The 23,393-nt window shown below is 35.7% G+C and carries 29 protein-coding genes; 1 reads left to right on the top strand and 28 read right to left on the bottom strand.

Annotated features, from left to right (window positions below):
* Positions 1–114 precede the first annotated feature (114 nt).
* Complete coding sequence (nhaA, locus tag BW983_RS19060) at positions 115–1,302, top strand: Na+/H+ antiporter NhaA (RefSeq protein ID WP_034727241.1); 1,188 nt, start codon at positions 115–117, stop codon at positions 1,300–1,302.
* Between the two features lie 2 nt (positions 1,303–1,304).
* Here the strand turns inward: nhaA and arsB are convergent, their stop codons facing one another.
* From arsB to BW983_RS18925, 28 genes are all read right to left on the bottom strand, one after another.
* Entirely contained in the window at positions 1,305–2,345 is a 1,041-nt protein-coding gene (arsB, locus tag BW983_RS19055) for an ACR3 family arsenite efflux transporter (RefSeq protein ID WP_034727244.1), read from the bottom strand.
* Between the two features lie 2 nt (positions 2,346–2,347).
* Positions 2,348–2,725 (bottom strand): glycine cleavage system protein GcvH, encoded by a 378-nt coding sequence (gene gcvH, locus BW983_RS19050; protein ID WP_034727246.1) that lies wholly within the window; start codon positions 2,723–2,725, stop codon positions 2,348–2,350.
* Positions 2,726–2,741: 16 nt separating this feature from the next.
* On the bottom strand, positions 2,742–3,515 hold the full coding sequence (locus BW983_RS19045; protein ID WP_034727251.1) for a metallophosphoesterase family protein: 774 nt from the start codon (positions 3,513–3,515) through the stop codon (positions 2,742–2,744).
* A gap of 43 nt (positions 3,516–3,558) precedes the next feature.
* On the bottom strand, positions 3,559–4,686 hold the full coding sequence (gene chrA, locus BW983_RS19040) for a chromate efflux transporter (protein WP_034727253.1): 1,128 nt from the start codon (positions 4,684–4,686) through the stop codon (positions 3,559–3,561).
* Positions 4,676–5,107, bottom strand: a complete 432-nt coding sequence (locus BW983_RS19035; protein ID WP_034727255.1) for a DoxX family protein — start codon at positions 5,105–5,107, stop codon at positions 4,676–4,678. Before BW983_RS19035 ends, chrA begins: the two co-directional genes overlap by 11 nt.
* A 12-nt stretch (positions 5,108–5,119) precedes the next feature.
* Positions 5,120–5,593, bottom strand: a complete 474-nt coding sequence (locus BW983_RS19030; RefSeq protein WP_034727258.1) for a DUF6428 family protein — start codon at positions 5,591–5,593, stop codon at positions 5,120–5,122.
* Between the two features lie 65 nt (positions 5,594–5,658).
* On the bottom strand, positions 5,659–5,988 hold the full coding sequence (locus tag BW983_RS19025) for an ArsR/SmtB family transcription factor (RefSeq protein WP_002978307.1): 330 nt from the start codon (positions 5,986–5,988) through the stop codon (positions 5,659–5,661).
* A 111-nt stretch (positions 5,989–6,099) separates the two neighbouring features.
* Positions 6,100–7,635: a SulP family inorganic anion transporter gene (locus tag BW983_RS19020; RefSeq protein ID WP_034727262.1), complete on the bottom strand. Its 1,536-nt coding sequence runs from the start codon at positions 7,633–7,635 to the stop codon at positions 6,100–6,102.
* A 470-nt stretch (positions 7,636–8,105) separates the two neighbouring features.
* A complete protein-coding gene (locus tag BW983_RS19015) occupies positions 8,106–8,912 on the bottom strand; it encodes a PRTRC system ThiF family protein (protein ID WP_055133648.1) in 807 nt (268 codons plus the stop codon).
* On the bottom strand, positions 8,912–9,631 hold the full coding sequence (locus BW983_RS19010; RefSeq protein WP_055133649.1) for a PRTRC system protein B: 720 nt from the start codon (positions 9,629–9,631) through the stop codon (positions 8,912–8,914). Before BW983_RS19010 ends, BW983_RS19015 begins: the two co-directional genes overlap by 1 nt.
* Positions 9,628–10,791, bottom strand: a complete 1,164-nt coding sequence (locus tag BW983_RS19005) for a hypothetical protein (RefSeq protein ID WP_076553434.1) — start codon at positions 10,789–10,791, stop codon at positions 9,628–9,630. The genes BW983_RS19010 and BW983_RS19005 overlap by 4 nt, the downstream gene beginning before the upstream one ends.
* Positions 10,792–10,808: 17 nt before the next feature.
* Positions 10,809–11,027: a PRTRC system protein C gene (locus BW983_RS19000; RefSeq protein WP_037438461.1), complete on the bottom strand. Its 219-nt coding sequence runs from the start codon at positions 11,025–11,027 to the stop codon at positions 10,809–10,811.
* A gap of 27 nt (positions 11,028–11,054) precedes the next feature.
* The gene (locus BW983_RS18995; RefSeq protein WP_055133651.1) at positions 11,055–11,654 is read right to left on the bottom strand and encodes a PRTRC system protein E; all 600 of its coding nucleotides are present in this window, start codon (positions 11,652–11,654) and stop codon (positions 11,055–11,057) included.
* 12 nt (positions 11,655–11,666) lie between these two features.
* On the bottom strand, positions 11,667–11,861 hold the full coding sequence (locus BW983_RS18990) for a hypothetical protein (protein ID WP_055133652.1): 195 nt from the start codon (positions 11,859–11,861) through the stop codon (positions 11,667–11,669).
* On the bottom strand, positions 11,858–12,334 hold the full coding sequence (locus tag BW983_RS18985) for a DUF1281 family ferredoxin-like fold protein (RefSeq protein ID WP_055133653.1): 477 nt from the start codon (positions 12,332–12,334) through the stop codon (positions 11,858–11,860). The genes BW983_RS18990 and BW983_RS18985 overlap by 4 nt, the downstream gene beginning before the upstream one ends.
* A 52-nt stretch (positions 12,335–12,386) precedes the next feature.
* On the bottom strand, positions 12,387–13,460 hold the full coding sequence (locus BW983_RS18980) for a DUF932 domain-containing protein (protein WP_055133654.1): 1,074 nt from the start codon (positions 13,458–13,460) through the stop codon (positions 12,387–12,389).
* Between the two features lie 43 nt (positions 13,461–13,503).
* Positions 13,504–13,881 (bottom strand): single-stranded DNA-binding protein, encoded by a 378-nt coding sequence (locus tag BW983_RS18975; protein WP_055133655.1) that lies wholly within the window; start codon positions 13,879–13,881, stop codon positions 13,504–13,506.
* A gap of 663 nt (positions 13,882–14,544) precedes the next feature.
* On the bottom strand, positions 14,545–14,865 hold the full coding sequence (locus BW983_RS18970; protein WP_055133656.1) for a hypothetical protein: 321 nt from the start codon (positions 14,863–14,865) through the stop codon (positions 14,545–14,547).
* 100 nt (positions 14,866–14,965) lie between these two features.
* Positions 14,966–16,210 (bottom strand): site-specific integrase, encoded by a 1,245-nt coding sequence (locus tag BW983_RS18965; protein WP_055133657.1) that lies wholly within the window; start codon positions 16,208–16,210, stop codon positions 14,966–14,968.
* 261 nt (positions 16,211–16,471) lie between these two features.
* The gene (locus BW983_RS18960) at positions 16,472–17,023 is read right to left on the bottom strand and encodes a S41 family peptidase (protein WP_076553433.1); all 552 of its coding nucleotides are present in this window, start codon (positions 17,021–17,023) and stop codon (positions 16,472–16,474) included.
* Between the two features lie 13 nt (positions 17,024–17,036).
* Positions 17,037–18,497, bottom strand: a complete 1,461-nt coding sequence (locus tag BW983_RS18955) for a serine hydrolase domain-containing protein (protein WP_076553432.1) — start codon at positions 18,495–18,497, stop codon at positions 17,037–17,039.
* A 54-nt stretch (positions 18,498–18,551) separates the two neighbouring features.
* Complete coding sequence (locus tag BW983_RS18950) at positions 18,552–19,610, bottom strand: serine hydrolase domain-containing protein (protein ID WP_076553431.1); 1,059 nt, start codon at positions 19,608–19,610, stop codon at positions 18,552–18,554.
* 140 nt (positions 19,611–19,750) lie between these two features.
* Positions 19,751–20,506, bottom strand: coding sequence for a helix-turn-helix domain-containing protein (locus tag BW983_RS18945; protein ID WP_228409038.1), 756 nt, complete (start codon positions 20,504–20,506; stop codon positions 19,751–19,753).
* Between the two features lie 682 nt (positions 20,507–21,188).
* Positions 21,189–21,341: a bacteriocin-like protein gene (locus BW983_RS24625; RefSeq protein ID WP_449391809.1), complete on the bottom strand. Its 153-nt coding sequence runs from the start codon at positions 21,339–21,341 to the stop codon at positions 21,189–21,191.
* A gap of 111 nt (positions 21,342–21,452) precedes the next feature.
* Complete coding sequence (locus BW983_RS24620) at positions 21,453–21,605, bottom strand: bacteriocin-like protein (RefSeq protein ID WP_449391807.1); 153 nt, start codon at positions 21,603–21,605, stop codon at positions 21,453–21,455.
* Between the two features lie 156 nt (positions 21,606–21,761).
* On the bottom strand, positions 21,762–22,259 hold the full coding sequence (locus tag BW983_RS18935) for a GNAT family N-acetyltransferase (RefSeq protein ID WP_228409037.1): 498 nt from the start codon (positions 22,257–22,259) through the stop codon (positions 21,762–21,764).
* 32 nt (positions 22,260–22,291) lie between these two features.
* On the bottom strand, positions 22,292–22,771 hold the full coding sequence (locus BW983_RS18930) for a MarR family winged helix-turn-helix transcriptional regulator (protein ID WP_076553428.1): 480 nt from the start codon (positions 22,769–22,771) through the stop codon (positions 22,292–22,294).
* 2 nt (positions 22,772–22,773) lie between these two features.
* Positions 22,774–23,262, bottom strand: a complete 489-nt coding sequence (locus tag BW983_RS18925; RefSeq protein WP_076553427.1) for a GNAT family N-acetyltransferase — start codon at positions 23,260–23,262, stop codon at positions 22,774–22,776.
* Positions 23,263–23,393: the final 131 nt, after the last annotated feature.

Genomic DNA, 23,393 nt, shown 5'->3' with positions numbered 1-23,393 from the left:
TATTCTTCATAATAGGAAAAGATTTATTCTGTAATTTAAGCAGTAATTATCCCTTTTGCTAGCTCATTCGCAACATTATTGGTATATTGCGATATTTAATTTTTACAGATAAATATGCCGAAAAAAATCAATCTAAAGGTTTTTAAAGACTTTGTACAATCAAGCAATTTTGGAGGTTTTCTCCTTTTTTTATGCGTAGTGATTTCATTGATAGTAGCAAATACATCACTTGCTCTCCCATTACAAAATTTATTGGATACAAAACTGGGTTATGAAAATGAAGCCATACACCTCAATTATTCCGTAAGTATGTGGATCAATGACGGATTGATGGCAATCTTTTTTCTGTTGGTAGGTCTGGAAATTAAAAGAGAAATTGTTGAAGGAGAACTTTCTTCTCCCAAGAAAGCTATTTTGCCTATCCTTGCTGCTATCGGTGGAGCAGTAATACCCGCATTGATTTATGTAAGTTTTAATTCCGGTAGTGAAACAGCTTCCGGCTGGGGTATTCCTATGGCTACGGATATTGCTTTTGCATTGGCCGTAATTTCGCTGTTAGACAAAAGAGTACCAACCAGTTTAAAAATATTTTTAGCGGCTTTAGCGATTGTGGATGACTTGATTGCAATTTTAGTCATTGCAATTTTCTATTCATCCGGAATTGAGTTAGGCTATCTAGGCTATGCCGGAATTGGAATGCTAGTACTGATTTTGATGAACCGTTTTAATGTTAAAAATCCCTATCTATATCTAATACCAGGAGTCTTTATATGGTATTTTGTGCATCATTCTGGCATTCATGCCACTATAGCAGGTGTACTGGTAGCTATGACCTTGCCAACCAATGATACAGAAGTTGAATCTCCGTTAGAGAAACTAGAACATGCACTTGTAAAACCGGTAAATTTTCTAATTATTCCCATTTTTGCATTCGCCAATACAAATATTACAATTCATCAGGAAATGATAGAAGGACTGACTTCCCCGTTAGGTTTAGGTATTTCACTGGGATTAATTTTTGGTAAGCCCATTGGCATTGTTGCAACCTCTTTGATATGTTCTAAGTTAGGGATAGGTCAACTTCCTGCAAACAGTAACCTTATTCACATTATTGGCTTAGGATTATTAGCTGGAATAGGTTTTACAATGTCCATATTTATATCTATGCTTTCATTTGACAATCAGGTTTTCATTGAAGAGGCCAAGCTATCTGTTTTAATAACATCACTCATTGCGGGTATCTTAGGATATGTAATTTTGAATTTATCAAGTAGAAGAAAGGGTAAAAAGACTGAAATTTAAATTCAGTCTTTTTTACTATAATATTTCTCCTTTAACCATAAACTTGCCCTTACCAATAATATGAGTACAGGAACTTCTACCAGTGGGCCGATAACACCCACAAATGCCTGTGGCGAATGAATGCCGAAAATCGATATTGCTACGGCTATTGCCAATTCAAAATTGTTTCCTGTGGCTGTAAATGCGATGGATGCGTTTTTGTCGTAAGGAACTTTAAGAGATTTATTGATAAAGAAGCTCACGAAAAACATCAACACAAAATAGATGATTAGCGGTATGGCTACTTTTACTACATCCATTGGTAATTCCAGTATTTTATCGCCTTTCAAGCTGAACATTAATACTATCGTAAACAATAAAGCGTATAAGGTAATTGGCGATATTGCGGGGACGAATTTTCGGTTATACCATTCTATACCTTTTGATTTTACAAGGAAGTAACGGCTTAAAAAACCTGCCAGGAATGGAATACCTAAATATATCAATACGCTTTCGGTAACATCTTTCATGGATACGCTTACATTGAAATTGGCTAATCCTAATTTTGCAGGTAATACGTTGATGAATAACCAAACTAAAAAGCTGTAAGTAAATATCTGGAAGATGCTATTTAATGCAACTAACATAGCTGTATATTCTCTGTTTGCTTTAGCTAAGTCACTCCAGACGATGACCATGGCAATACATCTTGCCAAACCTATAAGAATTAAGCCTGTCATATAATCGGGTTCGTGACGTAAAAACAAAACCGCTAATCCAAACATCAATACCGTGCCGATTACCCAATTGAGCAATAAGGATATGCCAATTACTTTTTTATCTCTAAATGCCTTGGGCAATAAGGAATAATCAACCTTTGCCAAGGGGGGATACATCATCAATATCAATCCTATTGCCAATGGAATATTGGTAGTACCAACAGATAAGCTGTTGGTTACATTGGAGATATTGGGAAAGAAATGCCCCAAACCCACGCCAATTGCCATTGCAAGGAATATCCATAAAGTAAGGTATCTGTCTAAGAATTTTAATTTTGGTTGCATGGCTAATTTGTAAGTTCTTTATATTGGTTTGATGTCAATAAATCTTCTAATTCTGTAATGTCTTTTATTTCAATTTTAATCAGCCAACCGTCTTTATAAGGATTGTCGTTTATGAGTGTGGGTGCTTTCAAAAGTAGTTCGTTCGTTTCAGTGATTTTACCCGAAACAGGCATAAATAAATCACTGACCGTTTTAACTGCTTCAACAGAGCCGAATACTTCGTCCTGCTGAAAACTATATCCAACGTTTGGTAAATCCGCATATACGATTTCGCCCAATTCACTTTGCGCAAATTCTGTAATGCCTATTGTACCTGTGTTGTCCTGTATGCTTATCCAGGTATGTTCTTTTGAATACTTTCTATCGGTTGGAAATTCCATTTTTATAAATTTTAGATTAGTAACCTCTTCTTAAATTTTCTGCGTATTCGTTTGGTAAAATGCTTTCTTCAACTGCTTTTGCAGCCCTTTCAATATCATAATCAAAGCGTATAAATTCTACACTGATACTATCTTTATCCAACACAGAACTGTTTTCATTAATCGTAAGCATTACATAACCGCCTCTTACATCGCTGTCCTTCGGTTTACCAACCGAACCGATATTAATGGCGTGTCGGAAATGATTTTGACCGTCAATACCCGAATTTAAAACTCTGTGATAAGGTTTGTGTGTGTGTCCGAAGCACATAATGTCTGCATCGGCTTGCTCCATAATGCGAAGCATACTTTTTTCCTCACGGTCTTCAAAAAGATATTCGTTTATTTTTCTCGGACTTCCGTGTACCAACAGCAAATTCAATTTATCTTCATTCAGTTGAAATTCTACTTTGATATGGGCTGGAAGTGTACGCAAATACGCTCTTTCTTCATCTTTCATCAAAGAATTTGTGAATGAAATAGAAATATTTCCGTTATCTTTTTCACTGTCTGTTTTGTAGGCACAACCGCATTCGTTGCTCATTCTGCCAATGCCAAAATCGTAATTTCCGGCAATGGTTGGTATTCTCCTTTTACGGATTTCGTTTACCACTTCGTTTGGCCAAATATTATAGCCCACCAAATCGCCCAAACAATAAATACTGTCTGGTTTTCTTTTTTCAACATCTTCAAAAAATGCTTCTAATGCAGGTAAATTGGCGTGAATATCACTGAATAATGCTATTTTCATTTTGTCTAATTTTTATTGTTTAAATATTTTGTTTAAGATAACTTTAGATAAGATTAAATAAATACCCTAATAATGCTCCTCCAATAACCACAAAGGCACTATTTATTTTTTTGAATTTGAAAACTACGATCGCACTTATCATTGCAATTAATATCGTCCGCCAATCAGTAATAGTTTCTTTGCCAATTGTAAGACAAATAGCGGCTATGATTGCAACAGATGCCACATTGACCGCATCGAGAAAAATGGACAGTCCTTTAGATTGGCGCATTTTTTTCATCAAGGGATTTAGCAATGCTACTAAAATAAACGACGGCAGAAAAATAGCAATCGTAGAAATAACTGCTCCGGATAGTCCGTTGATTTGATAGCCAATAAACGTAACTGAAGAAAAAACAGGACCTGGGGTAAACTGTCCAACAGCAATAGCATCCATTAATTGCTGCCGGGTGAGTAAGCCCGTTGCAACTAATTCCGTATCTAAAAAGGCGAAAAGAACATAACCGCTTCCGTAGAGGATAGCACCAATTTTCAGGAATATCCAAAATAATTTGGTATTTGTTTCAGACAGTAAGGGGCTTTGTGCGATTTGTAAGAATGCGAGCGGGATAAAACTTTGGAGCGTATTTTTTGTATCCTGAAGGTAATACAAGGCCATTGCCAGCAATCCCGCTCCAAACATCAAATAGATTTCACTAATGCCGAATAATGACAGTACCAAAACAAGAATACCTACAACCGCCAAGAATGTGGACTTGACAGATTTCTTTGCTAATGGAAAAACAGCTCCTATGATAATAGCGATGATTGCAGGTTTGATACCGTAAATAAAGGGCTGTACTTCGGGCAATTGTCCGTATTGCTGATACAACCATGCAAATATCCCGGTAATGAAAACCGCAGGTAAAATAAAGCATAACCCTGCAAAGATTAATCCTTTCCAACCGCCTTTGTCATAGCCGATGTGTATCGCCATTTCTGTACTGTTGGGGCCAGGAATGAGATTAGTAGCTCCCAACAAATCCAAAAAATGCTGTTCGCTCATCCATTTCTTTTTGACAACAACTTCCTGCTGCATCATAGCAATATGAACCGCGGGACCTCCAAAACCAATAAAACCGAGCTTGAGAAAGAGCTTGGCAATTTCCTTTATTTGAATATCACGCTCCATTTCTCATTACGATTTTATCAATAGACCAATTACCTCCACCTTTGATTAACAAAAACATACTTCCCAAAAGCATCGCCCAATCCGTACGGCTGCCGTGCAGCAATTCCCAAATACCCTCATTAGCCAAAATAGATGTTTTGGTCGTGGCAATGGCAACAAGCATAATGATGATGAGCGGAATACTTGCTAACCTTGTAAGCAACCCGAGCAAAATAAGTGCTCCGCAAAGGATTTCAAATATGCCTACAAAACTTCCAAGAAATTCAGGAGATGGCAAGCCAATTTTTTCAAACCGCCCGGCTCCCCGAAAAGCAGGAAACAGCAATTTTTGAATGCCCTCCGATAAAAAAACACCTCCAACAATCAGTCGGATTATGATTGTTGTCTTTGAATTATCTGTATGAATGATTTTTGAAAACATAAAAATTCAATTTTAACAACATCCGCCACCTGGAGTACAAGCATTAGCATTATTTACAGGCAGTTCCGCCAAATTTTTCTTTACTTTTTCGGAAGGAATACCGCAGGCATCTTGAGCCAAACAAGCTGTTGTTTTATTTTTCAGTACAAATGTCTCTCCGTTGAAATCCAAATCATACTTACCAATCGTTTCGCTTTGGTATTCCACTTCAATTTCCGCATCTTCTATGCCCAATTTTTCTTCGGATAGCTTGATGATGTTTAATAGCTTAGCTGGCTTTAATTTGTGCTCGAAATCGTCTGCATTCCATAATTGGAAGTTTACAACTTTTTCCGAACGGATTACGCCACCACAGTCTATAAAGTTTTTAGTAATTTGTCCCACTTCGGTAACGTGGAAATGTTCTGGAACTAAGGTTCCGTTTTCTAATTGAAATCCAACATTTACTAATGTTGGCAGGATTTCTTTAATTTTTGATAGCTTCATATTTCTGATATTAACTCAATAAATGTTATATTGCAATGTTACGATGATTTGGTGTTAAAAAAAGCTTAACAGCATTCTTTACTATTTACATTCTCGACAAAAAAGCTATTGAGTTCCTTCTTAATCTCATTCCAGACTGTTTCATTAATACAGTAACATACACTAGTTCCTTCTATATTTCCTTTAATGATACCAATATTTTTCAGCTCTTTCAAGTGTTGTGAAATTGTCGCTTGTGCCAATCCCAATTCTTCTACAAGATCATTACAGATGCAGGCATTTTGTTTAATGATATGTTGCAGTATAGCTATACGGGCAGGATGAGCCAGTGCCTTTAAAATACTAGCTAAATGGTTCTGCTGTTCTGTAAAAATTTCGGTTTTTGTGACACCCATCAGTTTTATAAAAATAAATATATCGCAATATTACGATAATAAATTTAAACAGCAATAATTTTAAAAAAAATTATTGCTGTAGTTGTAATATTAAACTTGGGTATTCCGATGCTATTTATTAGTCATTACTTTGTAGGTAGGATCTTCAATAATATTCACATCAATAACTGTTTCTGCATTTTTAAGTAATTGCCTGCAATCTTGGCTTAAATGACGTAAATGTAGTTTTTTACCTTCCTTGTGATACTTCTCCGTAATTTTATTTAAAGCTTCAATAGCAGACATATCAACTACTTTACTTTCCTTAAAATCAATTACAACTTCATTCGGGTCATTTAGTAAGTCAAATTTTTCAATAAATGCGGCAGTAGAACCAAAGAAGAGCGGCCCAAAAATTTCGTAATGCTTTACACCATCTTCATCTACATATTTTCTTGCACGTATTCTTTTAGCACTCTCCCAGGCAAATACTAGAGCCGAAATGACTACACCAATCAAAACCGCTAAAGCTAAGTTGTGCAATACTATGGTTATAACTGCTACCAACATACCAATAAAAATATCGTGACGAGGCATTTTATTAATAATTCGAAAGCTGACCCACTCAAATGTGCCTATAGCTACCATCATCATCACCCCGACTAATGCCGCCATTGGAATTTGCTCGATTACAGGACCTGCAACCAGAATGATTAATAAAATTGCTATAGCTGCAACTATTGCAGAAAGTCTGGCTCTTCCTCCAGCTCCGATATTCACTAAAGTTTGGGCAACCATTGCACATCCACCCATTCCGCCGAAGAAACCGTTGGTGATATTGGCTATACCTTGCGCCGCAGTCTCACGGTTAGATTGTCCTTTTGTGCTGGTTATTTCATCAACCATATTAAGCGTTAACAGACTTTCAATCAATCCAACCCCTGCCATTACCAAGGCATAAGGGAAAATAATTTCCAATGTTTCCAGACTAAAAGGAATAGCAGGGATATGAAATGAAGGTAAAGAACCTCCTACAGAGGCGATATCAATTACTTTTTTAGTATCGATGCCGAAAAAATATACAATACCAAAGACAACTATTATTGCTACTAAAGATGCAGGAACTGCCTTTGTAAATTTTGGCAATATAAATACGATGGCTATAGTTAGTAATGTCAGTCCAGCCATTAGATAAAGCGCCGGCCCCTGCATCCAACCTTCTATCCCGTTTTCTACAACTTTAAATTGAGCTACCTGTGCCATGAAAATGATTACTGCAAGACCGTTTAAAAAACCATACATTACTGGTTGTGGGATCAGGCGGACAAATTTACCCAGTTTAAAAATTCCTACTGAAAATTGCAGTACACCTGCTAATATAACCGCAGCAAATAGATATTCCACACCGTGTGATGCTGCCAATGCGATAAGTACTACTACCGTTGCTCCGGCTCCCCCAGAAACCATTCCGGGTCTGCCTCCCAAAATTGCAGTAACAATACCCATTAAAAAAGCTGCATAAAGCCCTGTCAAAGGCGAAAGCCCTGCCAGAATAGCAAAGGATAAAGACTCAGGTATCATGGTCATAGCCACCGCAAGACCCGCAAGAATTTCGTTTTTGTAATTAATTTTCTGTTTGAAATCAAACAAATTGATAATTTTCTGCATAAAAATTTATGTTTAAAGTGGTAAAAATGTAAATAGAAAAGTTTGTACACGAAAGCAAAACCTTCGGGTACGACAGAGAAGCCAATAAATTAAAATTGGGAAATATAACAGTTAGCCTAAGATCAAGGCGGAGTAACTTGGGATGATATTTGTACTGTTCTTTTCATTGAGTGGTGCAAAAGTACAATTTATAGTTATTGTACACAATTTAACACCAAAAAAACTAAAAAAAATTGTTTTACAACACAGAATCTTTTCTTTGATGGCTATGTGAAAAGAAATCGTTACTAAATACAACAAATGGGATAATGAATATCCCACGCAAAAACTCGCAACCTGTTTGGTAAAATGTAAGGAAAGGTAATTGTGAAATGGTACATTTTAACAAAGGGGTTGCATCCGCTTTAAACCGCAAAAATGCGTTTCCGACCGAAGCGAGGAATTGCATTTTTGCCCGCCGATTTAGGCTTTTAGGCAACTTTTATCGGGTGGGTGCGGAAATCTTTCAGATTGTGAAAAAATCCTTTGTATTCGGTCATTCCCCTGCGAAACAAGTTCCATAGCAAAGAACAACCCATTTGGGTCAATGATGAATTGATAAACAAATCTTGGTGTTCCAATGCTTCGGCAAGTGAGCAACTTGGCGTGTTATCCTCTTGTTCGGATTGCTTCAGCAATTCGCCAAACTCATCAGTAACAAATGGCAGGCTTGCCACTGTTTGGTATTTCTCTGAATTGGGTTGCTTTATCTCTCCGATAGTAGATAGTATTACTTGTCCTGTATCTTGGCTATTGCCAAAATCCAACCAATATTTTGGCACATCTTGATAGTATCTGCGATAGCTTATTTCTTTAAGAATTTCAGCAACGCCAAACCTCGCCTGTACATTATCCACGCACGTAATAGTAATGATTGCCCTTGCGTCTTCGGGCAATCTGCCGAACTTATCTTTTTCAAATTTTACTGTTTTAGCTTTCCAATTTGTACCTGCCCAACGGTTGCAACGATTGATTAAAGCAACGGATTTGTATAATCCTGTTTCACTTTCTGCAAAACGCTGTCTGCCCAAATTGGCACTCGTGATAACATCATCATCCCAAAGGCGGACTTGCAACCCTGCGTGTCCTAATGCTATCAAACTTTCGTTTATTTCCATTAAGGCGGTCAATACTTTTGAGCCTGTACCACCTCCTCCGATAAGGTTTACCGAAATCGGATTGGTAGGATTGAGTAAATAGTTGTCCGTAAAATGAACTGCTGTTTTTGTCGTATTCATCACAATAGATTTTTAAGGGTTTTGTTATTCTTTTTTAATACTTCTTTCGGAAAGGGTTTATCTGTGCTGATAAGGTCTTTCCAAAGGGTTACAATGTTTTTTTTCGTTAAGTTTTCGCATAATGAATGACTGAAATAAGAATTGAAAAAATAATGTTCCCACGCCTGTATAAATTCCTCAACCGAAGCCGAATTTTTAATGTCAATACTCACAGTACCCATACATACATTGCCCTTTTCGTAGATATTGAAGAAAGGTGCATAATACAATGGCGTTTTCTCGGTGGGTCTTCTGTCGTTTGCTAAAGCAAATACCGTAAGACTGCTTTTATTGGCAAACCATAGCATTGGCGGTACTTGTGCCTTGCCGTTGGAAATACCTAAACTATCCACAAAATATATCTGCCTTTGCTGTGTTTTGGTGTACCATAGCACTGTACCTTTTTCGCTCGGATTAATATGCAGAATGTTGGTCGGCAAAATTCCCTTTGGCTTTAAAAAGGCTTTGCTATTTTCTTCATCGGTCTTTAGAGCCTTTGCCAATACATTGGCTTCTTTTACTGTCAATGGGTGAGCATTGATAGGCGTTCCGTTGCTATCCATATCAAAATACTCCACATACACATCGGTATTTGTGCCTATGGTTTCGTAAAAAACCAAAGCAGATTTCGGATGGTACAATGTGCCAAAATTTTCGGTGATGTCGTTTACGATGTTCATTTTTCTGTTGTTTTATAGTCGTCTAATATTGTGCAGAGGTCATCCAATAAGGCAAACAGGCGGTTCTCAAAATCGAGATTTGTTGTTGGTATTTCACTTACGTCAAATCGCTTGGAAATGGTTGGTTCTTCCATTGCTCCGTACTCGCTAAATTCATTGTTGATGGTATCGGAAAGGCTTCCGTATAACCAACCTTTGATATCTGCAATAAATGAAATGTACTTTTCCATTCCGATTATTTCATTCTCGTCATTATCATAAGGGTCTTTTTCGGGCAATGTTGCGTTTCTGAAAATATTTTCGCTTGGATATTCAGTATAAAGGGCAAACGCATTGCGAGCAATTTTCCAACATTCGCTATCGAACGTATCAACACTTTTAAATCGGTTCAAACGCTTTTCAAATACCTTTAGATTGATGTGGTTGAATAGCTTTTGTTCTATTTTATCGCCAATGTATTCGGCATTTCTCAACTCACGTTTGTTGGTTTCGGTTTCTGCCGTTTCCTCGTCCTGTTCCACCCAATCATTCATCGTTTCGTAAAGCCAATACAAATAACTTTCTTCCTGCCTGTAATAGGGAATTAGGACGATGTGGTACAGATAACTGCATACCGACAGTAAAAGTTGTGCGGTCTTTTTACGCTTCGGGTCTTTGAGCATTTTAAACAGTGGCTTAATGGGAATATAGTACAAAGTTGTACCTGTATTGTATCGTTCCTCACTCACAAAATAGGTTTTACCGCTATTCTGTATCAATTTGAAACCATCCCAATTGATATTGGTACGCTTCAATTTAGTTTCCATATCCCACATAGACAATGTTATATTGTAGGGAAACTCAAAATCTTGGGTTTGCATTGGCTCAATGCTGTAATGCTCGGCAAGTCGGGAAAGGGACTTGTAAAAATCCCTCTCCGTTTTCTGACAAGCCTGTACGGATTGTGCTGTTTTCAGTTTAGGCAGAAATGTACATTTTAGAATAGCATTGGCAACATTGCTATCGGTACGGATTTCTGTTTGTCTTTCTGCACTTTGTTGGCGTCCTTTGGTCTTTGCATCCAATTGGCGAACTCGCCCAACTGTCGGTGTAACTGCTGTTGTCGTTTCTGTTCGGGTATGCTGATAACTCCCGATATGATGTTGCGCTGCATAATTCATCGTTTTAAAATTTTGGTTTAACCTTTCGTACCCATTACGCTCTCAAATTTGTACTCGACTGCATCGTCTTTTATTTGTGGTGCTGATACTTTTGCGGTTGTCAAAATCGGGTACATATTGGCGTAAAAATTCATTACGGCTTCCACGCTCCAACGTGGTTCGGGGTCGGTCAGTCTGATGTCCTGTCCTTTATCTTTGAGTATGAAAACTCGCTCTAATTGCGTTGCTAATAACATAACTTTCTGATTCTGGGGTTAACACTTTTATTCTTCTTCGTCCGCTTCATCAATAGGATAATCGGCAGTAACTGCTTCCTCTGGCGATTCATGTGGTGCTTCTTCCGTTGCTCCGAAAAGGCTCGGTGTTGCAAACTTGTCGGACAATGATATTTTGCGTTTGCGTATCTCGTCCGCTTTTTCGGGAAACTCCGTTATATCGGGAACTTTTATCCACGCTTCACGGAATTTGCCCTCTTTTTCCAACTCGTCCGCCTTTGCCATTGCATCTTTAAACTTCTTGTCTTTGGCTTCTTTTTCTTTTTTCTCTTTTTCGGTTTTTGCTTTCTCGATTGCCGATTGTGCTTTGGCTTCATCAAGTTGCTTTTGAAATTTTTCCATATCCACCATTAAGCCCGATACCTTTTGTATCGGTGTTGTTATCTGCTCAAAAAATCCCTCGTCAAACTCTTGGGGTGTGGCGTTGAATGTCAATGGGGGAATACCGTTTTTGGCACTATCTCCGCATTGTTCGTTGTTAAGCAATACTGTTACAATTAGGTTGCTTTCTATTCCTTTTGAAATGTTCAGTTGCAATACTCCTGTAAAGTCTAACTGCTGTATCTGATTGAAAAAATTTGTGTTCATCGTTCTAAAATTTTAAAGTGTTGTTACTTGTTCTTTGATTGCTGTCAGTTTCTCATACATATCCCTCCAATAGGCTTTTTGCCTTTTGTCGAACTCCGAAAAACGTTTGTCTTCATGGTGGTATTCTTTGTAATCTGCTGTTATTCGGATAGCTTCGTCAAGGTCTGTTACTTCGATTTGGAAACCGTTTAAATCAATTATTTTCATAGTGTTGTAATTTTACGTTCCAAAAGAGTTTCCAATATCTCGTAATCGCTTTCGTATTCTTCGCCCTCAAAGTGATAGAGGTCTGTTTCTTCGTCCTGCTCGTAGGTTTCAAAATCATCACCGCCCAAAAATATATCGCTGAGTATGCCATCCCGATAAGTTGCTCTCCCGTAAACAAGGTTTCCCATTTCTTCATAGTCCTGTACAAAATCCACTTGGTAGTATTCTGATATCTTTTGAATAATTTCAATATTGGGCGACCATTTTGTTTCATATTGAAATTGCCCTTCATCGCCCTCGTTCCAATAGATATTGAAGAAATACCCACCGTTGGTATCTTCCATAAATTCGGGTAGCTGCCCTTCTTCGGTTTTTTCTTCCTTTTCCTTCATTGATTGGAAAAGTTCTTGTATTGCTGTGATTGCTTCGGGTTTCCCCTCGAATACAACCGTATTACTGCACCAATTTGCCATAACTTTTGTTTTTAGTAGGCTACCACCGATTAAAGCGGTAGCCTGTAGTTAGTTAATTAAGATTTAGGATTTCCGCACCGTCTAAAGCAAATTCGTTACACAAGTCAAATGCTTTCTGTGATTTGAGTTGGGCAGTACCACCCAATACAATGCTTTGTAATTTGGCTTCGTCATTCTTGTAATTTCTCACGTTCTGATAGTAGCCTGTAACAGCGTTGTATGCTCCGAACAAAGTGCCTTTTGTCGTGTCCATTTGCTGTGTATCGCTTATCATTGCGTATGCAAATGCGTCCTCAACGGTATTTTTGAATACGGTGGAAATTTCATCCATAGCACCTTTTTTCAGCAAATCAAAGGTTTCCTTATTCGGGCAAAGTGCCAATTGGATTAGCTTTTTAACCTCTTGGTCTGTTACCTTTACTTTTGCCCACTCATTAAAAATGCCCTCTAATTGGTTGCTAAATGTATTGGCAAGTCCCATAATCTTATGGGCATTCTCAACACGTTGTTTTGCTCCCGAAGTGTGTTTGATGCGGACAACATTAGTCATACTGCGTAATGAAGCGTTTAAGGTATTTTGACAAACAATTCTGATAGGCGTGAATGCGGCTGTGATACTTCCGCTACCATCGTGCGAAGTGGTTAGGAAAATGTACTTTTCCGTTACATCGTCGCCATTGCCTACACGGATATAATCGGGCAATTTGGCTGTGATAAATATGCGTTCTCCGTTGCCTAATGCTCCTGCGGTTTCGTACAGAATACCATCGCCACCACCTACAATAGCATCAAAGAAATTAAAGGCTTCACGGTTTTGTACAATGTGGTAATCCTTACCGACTACTCCCAACACTGCATTGTTATCGGTGCGTATGTTGGCAAAATAGTTAGGAACTTCTAATTCACTACTGCCTATCTCTATGCCGTTAGCTGTTTCGATAATGCCCGAACCTTTGGTAAATAGTGGGGATTTTACGACTTCGTAATCTAATCCTGCGTGTTTGATAGCTTCCTCGCTTGTCGGGTACTGTTCTACGATTTGCCCCAAGTTGTGCCACGCTTTTTGCTGAACGCTGAAAAATGAATAACGTCCTGTTCTCTCGTTGAAATTGATATTATGTGCCATAATGTTAAAAATTTGATGTTAAAAAATGATTGAATACTTGTTGTTAAAATGGGAGGTCGTCCTCTGCTTTATTGTTGTTTGTGTTTGTGGTAGCTTGTGCCGTTTCCGATTTTTTGCCACCGCCGTGCAATTTGATTTGTGAGGTATGGAAATTCAGTCCTGCTCTTGGTTCTCCATCATTACCTGTCCACGCTCTTGTGCTTACTCGTCCTGATAGTTCTACCAAAGTGCCTTTTGTGAGTAGCTTGGCTACATTCGGGGTTATCCAATAGGAGCAGTCGAAATAGGTTGTTTGCTCTATGCGTTCGCCCTGTTTGTTACGGTAGCTGTCGTTGGTCGCTACTGAAAAATTTACTACTTGTTTGTCCTGTGACGTTGTGCGTACTTCCGCATCTCTTGTCAGTCTTCCTGTAATGGTCATGATTTCTACTTTTTTGCGTTATTAATTTTGTTCTGATTTTTCCCTTGATTTATTCGGCAATGAGAGGAGGTGCTGAAGTTTCGTTTCACTCTTTTGCCATTTCCAATGCTGTATTTTTTCATTTATGACATTTTTTTTATTCGTCTAAAGAGCCGGAGTATGCTTTGTTTCGTTTCACGAGCATAAAAAGGTTAGTGTTTAGCAGGAACAAGGTTTTGTCAAGAAAATACGACCCGAATGGGTGGAGATTTTTTTGCAAACCAGGAAGGCACGACCTTGTTCCTGCGTTAAGAACACGGAAATACCTTTGCTCTTGAAATGGAACAAAAAAGCATATCGGTTCTTGAATAAAAAATCATGTGGAAGCACTTGAAAAAGGCATTGAGGAAATGGCCTTATGATTACAAAACCTGCAATTACATTTAGCAGAATTTATTTTAGTATCTCAAAGTATTGTGGCTTTGGAAGCCACGTAAACGGTACTGAAAATACTTGTTGAGGGATAAGATTGGATAGTTTTCAGTATGGTTTATTAAGTCATCCTACCAAAGCTCTTTTATTGCATGGGATGGATGCTGGAGGAATAAATGTGCTTTTGAGGATTAAGTATGGGCATAAAAAAAGCAGGATTTTTAAATCCTGCTTTTGAAAATGTGTTAATTTCTAAATTACTTCTAATTTTGAAAAATGTTCTCTAAAATGAACCATTAAGATTTCTACAAACCTTCCGATAATATAGCCTTTAGTTGCTTCATCAGGTGCTGGATTTTTAGACCAATAGGTGGTAACTATCTTAAGTCCGTTAGTATGATCTTTAGGTTGTAGCAAAACTTTCTCAGACCATTGGTCTGGAGTGTGATTATAAAGAACCTCTTTATCCTTATTTAATTTAATCTCCCAGGTTTTTAACTCACCTTTTCTAATTTTTGCATTGATAGCTTTGAATAAAGCATCATTATCTTTTGTGTGTATAATTATTTGCATACTATAAATTGATTTAAGTAGTTAATTACCTGACAAATAGAATACCACCATTTAAAAAACAACAAAAAGTCTTGCTTTTTTAGAATATAACGACAACCTGTCATGGTATAAACGCATCTTCCATCGCTTTGAACCTATGTGAGACCGAATCCATATCTTGACTAATTTTCTGACTTGTGATTTTAGCGTAAATCTGTGTAGTTGAAATGTTTTTATGTCCCATCATTTTGCTAAGACTTTCTAGAGGCACGCCCTCTGTTAAAAACATTGTTCCAAATGTGTGCCTTGCTGTATGGAAAGTAACTTTTTGTTCAGTAACAATCTCTAATTCCTGAACAAGTTTGTCTATATAGCTATTACAAATTTTATTAGTTGGAACAGGAAAAATAAAATCATTTCGGGTAGTACCTTTATATTTTTCAATAATACGTTTGGGTATTTCCATAAGCCTAACATTAGAGGCAACATCAGATTTTTGTCTTCGGCTTATAATCCAATCGTGACCATCAAAAAAGGATTGTATGTTAGTACTTTTAAGTTGTTTAATATCTATATAAGATAGTCCTGTAAAACAGCTGAATACAAAAAGATCCTTTACAATTTCATAATTTTGTTTTGAAGGATTGTGTAATAACAGGGATTCAACGTTTTCCTTAAGTAAATAGCTACGGTCATTTTCCTTCATCGATATTTCATAATCTTCAAAAGGATTTTTCCTGATAAGACCGTTTTTGACAGCTATTTCCGCAACACGATAGAGTGGCATCGTATATACCCAAACAGTATTGTGTGTGCACTTTTTGTCTATTCTAAGGAAGAAATCAAACTCTCTGATAAAATCACACGTCAATTCCCTGAACGCCATGTCATCACGATGATACCTGCTTTTAATAAATTCAGCAACATGGTTATAGACAATTTTGTACTTATAGTAGGTACTTTCGGAGCGTTCTCCTTGTACTACCATTTTTCCAAAATCATCATTATTCTTTTTAAATACTTTCAGCAAGGAATCTTCCATTACACCAACACCTAGAAATGCAAGTTTCAGCTTTTGTGCCGTTACAAAACCCTCGTGTTTCATCATATCTTCATAAAGGGTATCGATACGTGCCCGTATATTATCCAATTTTTGATTAATACCTAGTGCTTTTGCACTCTTGCCTTCAACTCTTCCGTACTTTAAATCCCAATTATTGAGGTTGATTTCTAACTTAGTTCCCAAAGTCTTAGGTGTCCCATCAATGGTAATGCGTGCCATAATAGGAGCATTACCATTCTTTTTCGGCTCGTTCTTTTTTAAGTAGAAAAGTAGCTTGAACGTGGATTTTTTTGTCTGTTCCATAACTCAAATGTTTAATGTTTAAAATTAAATTACATTGATTTACAAGGGAATATGAAAAATAGCGCAAAACACTGAAATATAATCAGTTATGCTGAAAGGTTACTTTATAAATCGGTAATGAATTAGTAACCTATCTTTGTATTTTTAAGACCAAAACCTATCAGACACCGAGTTCCAAACTAAGACTACTGTTTTATAAAGCATTGTATATAAACGGTTTTAACCGTTTTGCTTATTTTTGCTTTTTACTAATCTTTTTTATTAAAAAAAATAACTACAGAATAACATAAGTGTATCGTTATCTCCGCCTCCATTTTCTCTAAGATCAATAATCAGGGAGTTGGTATTGGCAACAAAGTTCATAGCCGCTGCCAATGTATTAGCACTCGATTTAAGGGAAGCAAAGCCTTTATAATTAATATACCCAATATTCCCTTCCAATCTACGCACTGTTTCAAAACCGAAATTTTCAAAACTATTATGAAGATCTATTAATTTCTCTTTTTCTTTTTCATCCTCTAGTTTTTCAGGGTTATAGTTGTCAAGATATTTAAAGAAAAAATGTTCATCTTTAATCTCTGTTCTTAACTTCTGTGTGACAAGTGCTGCAAAATCTTTTTTATTCAGATTATTGAATGTCCCTTTTTTAAGTTCAGTCTGAAATAACGATTCTACTTTTTTATAAGTATCTTTATCAACATAGTATTTCTTTACTTTTTCTGTAATATCAGAAAGTGCTGTTGTTTTGTCATCTTGTTGCGAATATGCAAAGAGAGCATGGAATAGTGCAATTCCGGTCAGTAATTTTTTCATGAGAAATCTGTATTTATTTTTTTGTAATTTGAACTTCTGTTTTCATAGAACCTCTTGTTAAAGCAACAGCGTTTACCTTCCCATTGCTAAAATCAAATTTTAGTACATTTGGATAATCTACGATTTTGAAGGTTCCGTTTTTCAGATACAGTAATTCATTCTCATTTTTTCCTTTAAGGAAATCCAAAAGCATAGATTCTACATAAAGACGATTGTTCTTTTCTACTATTTTGGTTTCCATACCTTGTCCATATAAGAAGTCGTTATAAGTCCCTACTAGCTTTTCTTTTAAATCTGCTGGTATTGGCTGAATGTCTTCTTGAGTTGCCTTATCCCAATTCATCAATGTAAGAACCTTTACTCTTGTATTATTCATCACAGGAAAACGATTTGGTTTTTCACCATTGGCAAGATATACCATCCCATTACCATCTGTCATAGAAGCTAAAACATTCCCTCCAACTCCAGTATTAGACCCGTTACATGAGAACCAATCATAATTGTTATACCCAAAAGACTTTTGCCATCCATAGCTCCATCCGCCCACAGCATTTTTCAAAGTAGTTACTTCAGTTATTTTTTTAGCTACATTATGAGAAATCACTTTGTTGTTTTTATTTCGCAAGGCATTTTGGATCTCGATAGAAAGTTTAGCCAAATCAGTTGGTGTGGACCACATTCCGGAAGCCCCTACCTGTGGTGTTATTGGTAATCCTGTTCTAATCACTTTTCCGTCTTTGTCATGAACCAGAGCTGTATTTGATGGAAAACCTTTTTCATTCGGCTGTATCATTGTAGTATTCTTCATGCCAAGGGGAGAAAAAATATATTCCTGTGCCAGTTCTGCAATAGATTTATTCAGAGTATCTTCTAATGCCATCTGCACAATTACATATCCGCCACCACTGTATTCAAAGTTGGTTCCCGGTGTGAACAGGAATTCAATTTCCTTATCATATCTTGGGATCTGTCCTAGAAGGCTTTGTTTTATAGTTGGAATTGTTTCTCCTTCGTAATGGTCTTCAAAACCTCCCTGACTTGTACCAGCCGTATGATTAAAAAACTGTTTCCAGGTTGGGCTATTGTTTTCAGTAAACTTACTTTTTGGTAAATGCCAACGTTTTAAATACTTATCTATTGGCTCATTCAGATTAATTAATCCTTTTTCTTCGAGGATATGACAAAGAAGTGCTGTTATTGGTTTTGAAATAGATGCAGTGGAAAAGGCTGTATTTTCATCTATATTTTCTTTAGAACCCATTGATTTTACGCCCCATTGATCTGAGTACACAATCTTATAATTTTCAAAAACAACAAAGCTAAATCCAGGAAGCTTATTCTTTTCTAATTGTTTTTCAATATGCAAACTATCTTTAAGAAAACTATATTCTCTTTTTGAGGTTACTGCATTATTTCTTGTATGACAACTCAGGATGATGAGAGTAGCAAGTAGTAAATAAAAGGTATTTTTCATGGTATTATATTATTTTAGGGTAAAAGTTTTTTTCTTTGGCTAAGTATTTTTTATTTATTTCAGGACCGTATCATAAATTTTATTCAATAGATCCTGTCTCATTTTTGAATTTCTATAGTCAAGAAGTATGATAATTCCCCATTTTTTATTCCTGTTGTAGCAAATGATGGAAGACTGTCCCATAGAATCTCCGGATTTCATATAAATGGTGTTTTTATCATCAGTTACGATATTCAATCCTAATCCCATTTCTCTTTTTTCATCTTTATACACAATTTTTTCTGTGATGATCGCCGCCTTGCCTATTGTAGTTTCTTTATTCAGAACTGCTTTTAAAAAAGTAACCATATCGGATGCATTGGATTTTACCAATCCTGCAGATGCTGTAATATTCCATTTGAAGAACTCCTGAATACCACCATTTGGATTGTGGGCAGTCGTTATGTTTTTTACATTAAAGTCTGTCGTTAATGTATGAGTAAGGTGCAATGGTTTTATCATTTTAGCTCTGATAATTTCATCATAGCTTTTCCCATACACTTTCTCTAATATTTGTCCCAGTAAAGTATATCCAATCGTAGAATATCTGTATTTACCATAATCTTTCAGTTCACTGCAGTTATTAATTATAGAAGTTAATGTACTTTGTGTCACATTGCTTACGGGCTGTTGTGGGTCCAACTCTATCAATTTGGCAAAGTCTATATCCGGCAAACCAGACTGATGTGATGCCAGATCTGAAATCTTAATTTTGTTTCTAAGATTTTGCTGCAATACATATTCTTTGGGAAGAAATCCGTCTATATAATCATCTAACTTAAGTTTATGTTCCAAAACTGCCTGAGCAATTAAATTAGAAGTCAGAATTTTGGTAATGGATGCAATTTCGAATATGGAGTTTTTATCAATTTTCACTTGACTTTCTGCATTCAAATTGCCATAAGCCGTATAATATTCTTCATTGTTATTAATAAAGCCAACACTAATTCCTACCTCAGGATTTTTTTTATAATTATCGCTGATGATAGAATCAATTTTTTTAGTAATATTTTGCCCAAAAGAAAAGCTGCTCATGAATAACAGTGCTGCTAAAATTTTTGATGAAGTTTTCATTGTATCGTTTTTTTTGTGTTAAAAAATTATTTCGATACAAAGATGTGCGAGAAAACAGAAATAGGCGACCGAATAAAAGTATTCAATCTCTTTTGTTCAAAAAAATAAGTACGAATAGTTACAAGAAAGAGTACGAATAATTACAAACTACTGATTTTTAAATTTTTACGATAATCAGTTGGCGTACTGCCAGTATGTTTTTTAAAGGCTGTATTAAAAGAAGATTTTGAATTAAAACCCACTTCATATAGAATTTCAAGAATAGTTACCTTGCTTTTTGTAGTATCTTTTAAAATATCCTTAGCATTTTCTATACGGTATGTATTTACAAAATCGTAGAAATGCTGCCCTATCTGATGATTGATTAAAAGAGACAAATCCCGAACCGGAATTTCAATATCGCGGGAAACATCCTGAATGGTAAGTGAAGAGTTGAGAAAGGGTTTTTTCTCCGCCATATATTTTTTTAGCTTCAAAAGATCTTCATTATATTCTCGTTCATCTGTTACTGACTGCCCTTTGTTTTTTTCTTCGGAAACAAGCTCAGAAACAAGCTTTAGTTTGGAATCTATATTTCTGAAAAGCTCAGGGTTATCCAATACTTTAAACAGATACCAACAGAAAATAAAAAGAGACGATACTAAAAGTCCAATTTTAATACCCTCAGAAATGTGCGGATAATCAGAAAATTTAAGAATATTTTTTAAAAGAGCTACCATGTATATAACAGTCAGTACAATCGTAAACTGAAATAGCCAATTATAGGAAGCAATATTTTTTCCTGCATAATTTTCAAGATAAAGTTTCTTTGATTTCCTCAGCACTCGAAATACAGCAATAATGTATATAATAATCTGAATATGTATTAAAATATGATTGAATTGAAACTCTATCATACTTTGGCGATTCTGAATAAAACTTATTTTCGATGCAGTATCTACGCCATAAAAACGTGGCAGTAAAGCCAAATTAGCAATTATAAATGGGAGTAGATGGAGTAAATATACTGGCTTAAGTTTAAAATCAGAGTAACAAACTGATATGATATAGAGGTAGAAAACCGGTATTTGGAGGAAAGCAAAAGAGGCTCTAAACATCCCCAGGTTGGAGGGACCATCAACCATCATGTTGAACAAAGGTTCACTGATGTCTATTGCATTTACTATCAGAAAAGCTGCAAATAAACAATTACTGATCTTGTACCTTGTTTTTACTGTAACCAGAAATAAAGCAAGAAGCAATGAAATAAGTAAAGAAATTATAGATACAATGATTAACAAATTAACTTTATCCATTTCTTATTTTTCTTGGTTTATGATTATTTTATTTTTAAAGTTCCATTGGACTTTTATTAATATTTTCATATTTAAAATCCAACATGTGCAAATATAAAAATTACATTCACGTTTTTTGATTTTTTTAATACAAAGTATATTCACATCAATAATCTGTTGGCTATTACTTATGGCAACAACCTGATATTGAGCAGGAACTTTAAAACAAAATATTTTTATAATCTTATAATCAACACTATAATTACATAAAAAATCCCTCAATATGAGGGATTTTTTTCATTATTTAAGATCTACAATCTAATGTATTGTGATGAAAATAGCATTGTGGGACTCGATTATCGGGGCAATAAGCAACATTCATTCCTTTAGGGCATTCATTGATCCCTCCATTAATGCTTTTTAATTTCTCTTTTGAGATCTTCTTTAAATTTTTCATGGTTATTAGTTTTTGTTACACTACAAATATAGAAACTATTCTACAATTGTAGAGTTTTTTTTCAAAAAAAAATTTACCTATTAAAAAATCCCTCGAATAGAGGGATCATTTTTATAAGTCTGGACAAGCCATTTGATTATCATGTGGTATACATACTTTATCATCGCCCCATGGCATAGGGCAATCACGAAAGCCTGGAGGGCATCCTCTTCCTCCATTGATGCTTTTTAATCTCTCCTTAGAAATTCTCTTTAAATTTTTCATGGTTTTAAATTTAGTTTTGTTGTCTGCCAAATATAACAAATATTCTCCAAAAAGGGATTTAACATAAAATAATAATCATAAATATCAATTATTATTAAATGATAATAGCTTTTTCAATCCGCATCTATTAAATATTTCAAAACCTTTAAAATAATTCTATTTCACTGCTTTTTCATAACAATTAAATATCCCTTTACGAAAACGGACTGTCCCTACAAGTTCATATCCTTTTTTAGTATAAACAATATTAGCTGTATCATTCAAAGAAAAAGCATCAAACCTGATCGATTGATACTGATTTTGGATTGCAAACTCCTCAGCAAAGCGAATCATTTTACTAGATATTCCTTTTCCTTGCGCCGTAGGTTTTACATATAAACGATGGAGCACAATAAATGGTGGGGATGTTTTCCAATTCAAATCATTGTATTCCTCATCACACAATTCATTGAGTGCCATATAAGCCAATACTTTCCCATCTTCTTCATACACAAACCCTTCTCCTTTTTCGGTATCTTCTGTAAGAACCTTTATATTAGGATATTCCTGATCCCACTGATCAATTCCCTGATTCAACATGTCTGTTTTTACTTCTTCAAGTACCTGAGCCGCCTGAAGTACATCATCATGAACAGCCTTTCTAATCATTGCCATTGTTTAATAGTTTTGTTATATAATACAGTTATTTACTTTGAGTTTTTAAGTTGTAAAGCTCTTTGATAGAATGATTGATTCATAATCTTCTCTTCTGTTTCATTAATCGCTTCCAGAAGATTATTCTGATTGTTGACGAGATCTCCCAGAACCTGATACATCAGTTCCCAAACCGGTTTCATTTTTTCTATAAGTTCCTTACCTTTAGGAGTAAGCTGAAACATTCGTTTGCGCTCATCTTGTTTATCTTTTTTCCATTCTACCAATTCCAGTTTTTCCAATTCTTTGAGTAAAGTGATCGTTGAAGGATGGGTATACCCTATTTCATTGGCAATTTCCACTACGCTTACCAATTCTTTTTTATAAATGGTAAAAATGACGGGAAACCATTTAAGCTCAAAATCAATTCCAAAAGCTTTATAGATCATGGCACCATCTTTTCTCAGCTGTTCACTGAGACGGTGCATTCTTGTAGATATAGCAAGGATTCCTGCTTCGTTGATTACATTCATATTCAGTCAATATGTAGGTGGTAAAAAATATCATCAGCACTCATTAATGGAAAAAGTGCTGGAAGGTTCTCTTTTTTGATTTTTATAAAATTATTTCTTTCATAAAAACGTTGTGCAGCCTTTAAAACGCTTACTGTTCCCAAATACAGATCATCAATTCTCTTTTCCCGGCAGAAAGAGATTAATATTTCAAGCAGGATCTGGGCAATATTCAATTCTTTTCCTCTGAATTCTTTTTTTACAAACATTTTTCTGACCGCCCCTGCCTTTTCATCAAACTTTACTAAAGCAATAGATCCTACCAGTTCTCCATCAATAAAAGCTCCCCAAAAATTACCTCCGGCTTCATGATAAAAGCTTTCAATCTGCAACAGATCCGGCTGGTCTTCTATGGTAATAGGAACATTAAATTCCTTTTGTTGAATAGTCAGAATCAGATCAATTGCCTGTGCTGAATGTGAGTTGTCTAAAGATTGAATTTGTAGTTTCATCGTTTTTAATTTTTAAACATTTCATTTATTAAAGTATAAGACTACGTAGTTAAATACATATATACAAATTATCAATTCTTTTTTTTGAATTTTAACAGAAATTAAAAAGATGATTCCAAATAAAAAAACCG

Origin of the sequence: Chryseobacterium ureilyticum, assembly GCF_900156735.1 — a bacterium.
Classification (GTDB): Bacteria; Bacteroidota; Bacteroidia; order Flavobacteriales; family Weeksellaceae; genus Chryseobacterium; species Chryseobacterium ureilyticum.
Note: the sequence above shows the minus strand (reverse complement) of the source record. Positions and strands in the feature narration are given on the sequence as shown.

Coding starts and splice junctions, on each gene's coding strand:
- BW983_RS18995 (WP_055133651.1), bottom strand. CDS start 11,654: ATGAACACAAATTTTTTCAATCAGATACAGCAGTTAGACTTTACAGGA.
- BW983_RS18990 (WP_055133652.1), bottom strand. CDS start 11,861: ATGAAAATAATTGATTTAAACGGTTTCCAAATCGAAGTAACAGACCTT.
- BW983_RS19035 (WP_034727255.1), bottom strand. CDS start 5,107: ATGTTTTCAAAAATCATTCATACAGATAATTCAAAGACAACAATCATA.
- chrA (WP_034727253.1), bottom strand. CDS start 4,686: ATGGAGCGTGATATTCAAATAAAGGAAATTGCCAAGCTCTTTCTCAAG.
- BW983_RS18965 (WP_055133657.1), bottom strand. CDS start 16,210: ATGGAACAGACAAAAAAATCCACGTTCAAGCTACTTTTCTACTTAAAA.
- BW983_RS18955 (WP_076553432.1), bottom strand. CDS start 18,497: ATGAAAAATACCTTTTATTTACTACTTGCTACTCTCATCATCCTGAGT.
- BW983_RS18970 (WP_055133656.1), bottom strand. CDS start 14,865: ATGCAAATAATTATACACACAAAAGATAATGATGCTTTATTCAAAGCT.
- BW983_RS24620 (WP_449391807.1), bottom strand. CDS start 21,605: ATGAAAAATTTAAAGAGAATTTCTAAGGAGAGATTAAAAAGCATCAAT.
- BW983_RS18950 (WP_076553431.1), bottom strand. CDS start 19,610: ATGAAAACTTCATCAAAAATTTTAGCAGCACTGTTATTCATGAGCAGC.
- BW983_RS19005 (WP_076553434.1), bottom strand. CDS start 10,791: ATGAATTATGCAGCGCAACATCATATCGGGAGTTATCAGCATACCCGA.
- arsB (WP_034727244.1), bottom strand. CDS start 2,345: ATGCAACCAAAATTAAAATTCTTAGACAGATACCTTACTTTATGGATA.
- BW983_RS19025 (WP_002978307.1), bottom strand. CDS start 5,988: ATGGGTGTCACAAAAACCGAAATTTTTACAGAACAGCAGAACCATTTA.
- BW983_RS24625 (WP_449391809.1), bottom strand. CDS start 21,341: ATGAAAAATTTAAAGAAGATCTCAAAAGAGAAATTAAAAAGCATTAAT.
- BW983_RS18975 (WP_055133655.1), bottom strand. CDS start 13,881: ATGACCATTACAGGAAGACTGACAAGAGATGCGGAAGTACGCACAACG.
- BW983_RS18985 (WP_055133653.1), bottom strand. CDS start 12,334: ATGGCAAATTGGTGCAGTAATACGGTTGTATTCGAGGGGAAACCCGAA.
- BW983_RS19010 (WP_055133649.1), bottom strand. CDS start 9,631: ATGAACATCGTAAACGACATCACCGAAAATTTTGGCACATTGTACCAT.
- BW983_RS18980 (WP_055133654.1), bottom strand. CDS start 13,460: ATGGCACATAATATCAATTTCAACGAGAGAACAGGACGTTATTCATTT.
- BW983_RS19045 (WP_034727251.1), bottom strand. CDS start 3,515: ATGAAAATAGCATTATTCAGTGATATTCACGCCAATTTACCTGCATTA.
- BW983_RS18925 (WP_076553427.1), bottom strand. CDS start 23,262: ATGAAACTACAAATTCAATCTTTAGACAACTCACATTCAGCACAGGCA.
- gcvH (WP_034727246.1), bottom strand. CDS start 2,725: ATGGAATTTCCAACCGATAGAAAGTATTCAAAAGAACATACCTGGATA.
- BW983_RS18935 (WP_228409037.1), bottom strand. CDS start 22,259: ATGGCAATGATTAGAAAGGCTGTTCATGATGATGTACTTCAGGCGGCT.
- BW983_RS18960 (WP_076553433.1), bottom strand. CDS start 17,023: ATGAAAAAATTACTGACCGGAATTGCACTATTCCATGCTCTCTTTGCA.
- nhaA (WP_034727241.1), top strand. CDS start 115: ATGCCGAAAAAAATCAATCTAAAGGTTTTTAAAGACTTTGTACAATCA.
- BW983_RS18945 (WP_228409038.1), bottom strand. CDS start 20,506: ATGATAGAGTTTCAATTCAATCATATTTTAATACATATTCAGATTATT.
- BW983_RS19015 (WP_055133648.1), bottom strand. CDS start 8,912: ATGAATACGACAAAAACAGCAGTTCATTTTACGGACAACTATTTACTC.
- BW983_RS19020 (WP_034727262.1), bottom strand. CDS start 7,635: ATGCAGAAAATTATCAATTTGTTTGATTTCAAACAGAAAATTAATTAC.
- BW983_RS18930 (WP_076553428.1), bottom strand. CDS start 22,771: ATGAATGTAATCAACGAAGCAGGAATCCTTGCTATATCTACAAGAATG.
- BW983_RS19000 (WP_037438461.1), bottom strand. CDS start 11,027: ATGTTATTAGCAACGCAATTAGAGCGAGTTTTCATACTCAAAGATAAA.
- BW983_RS19030 (WP_034727258.1), bottom strand. CDS start 5,593: ATGAAGCTATCAAAAATTAAAGAAATCCTGCCAACATTAGTAAATGTT.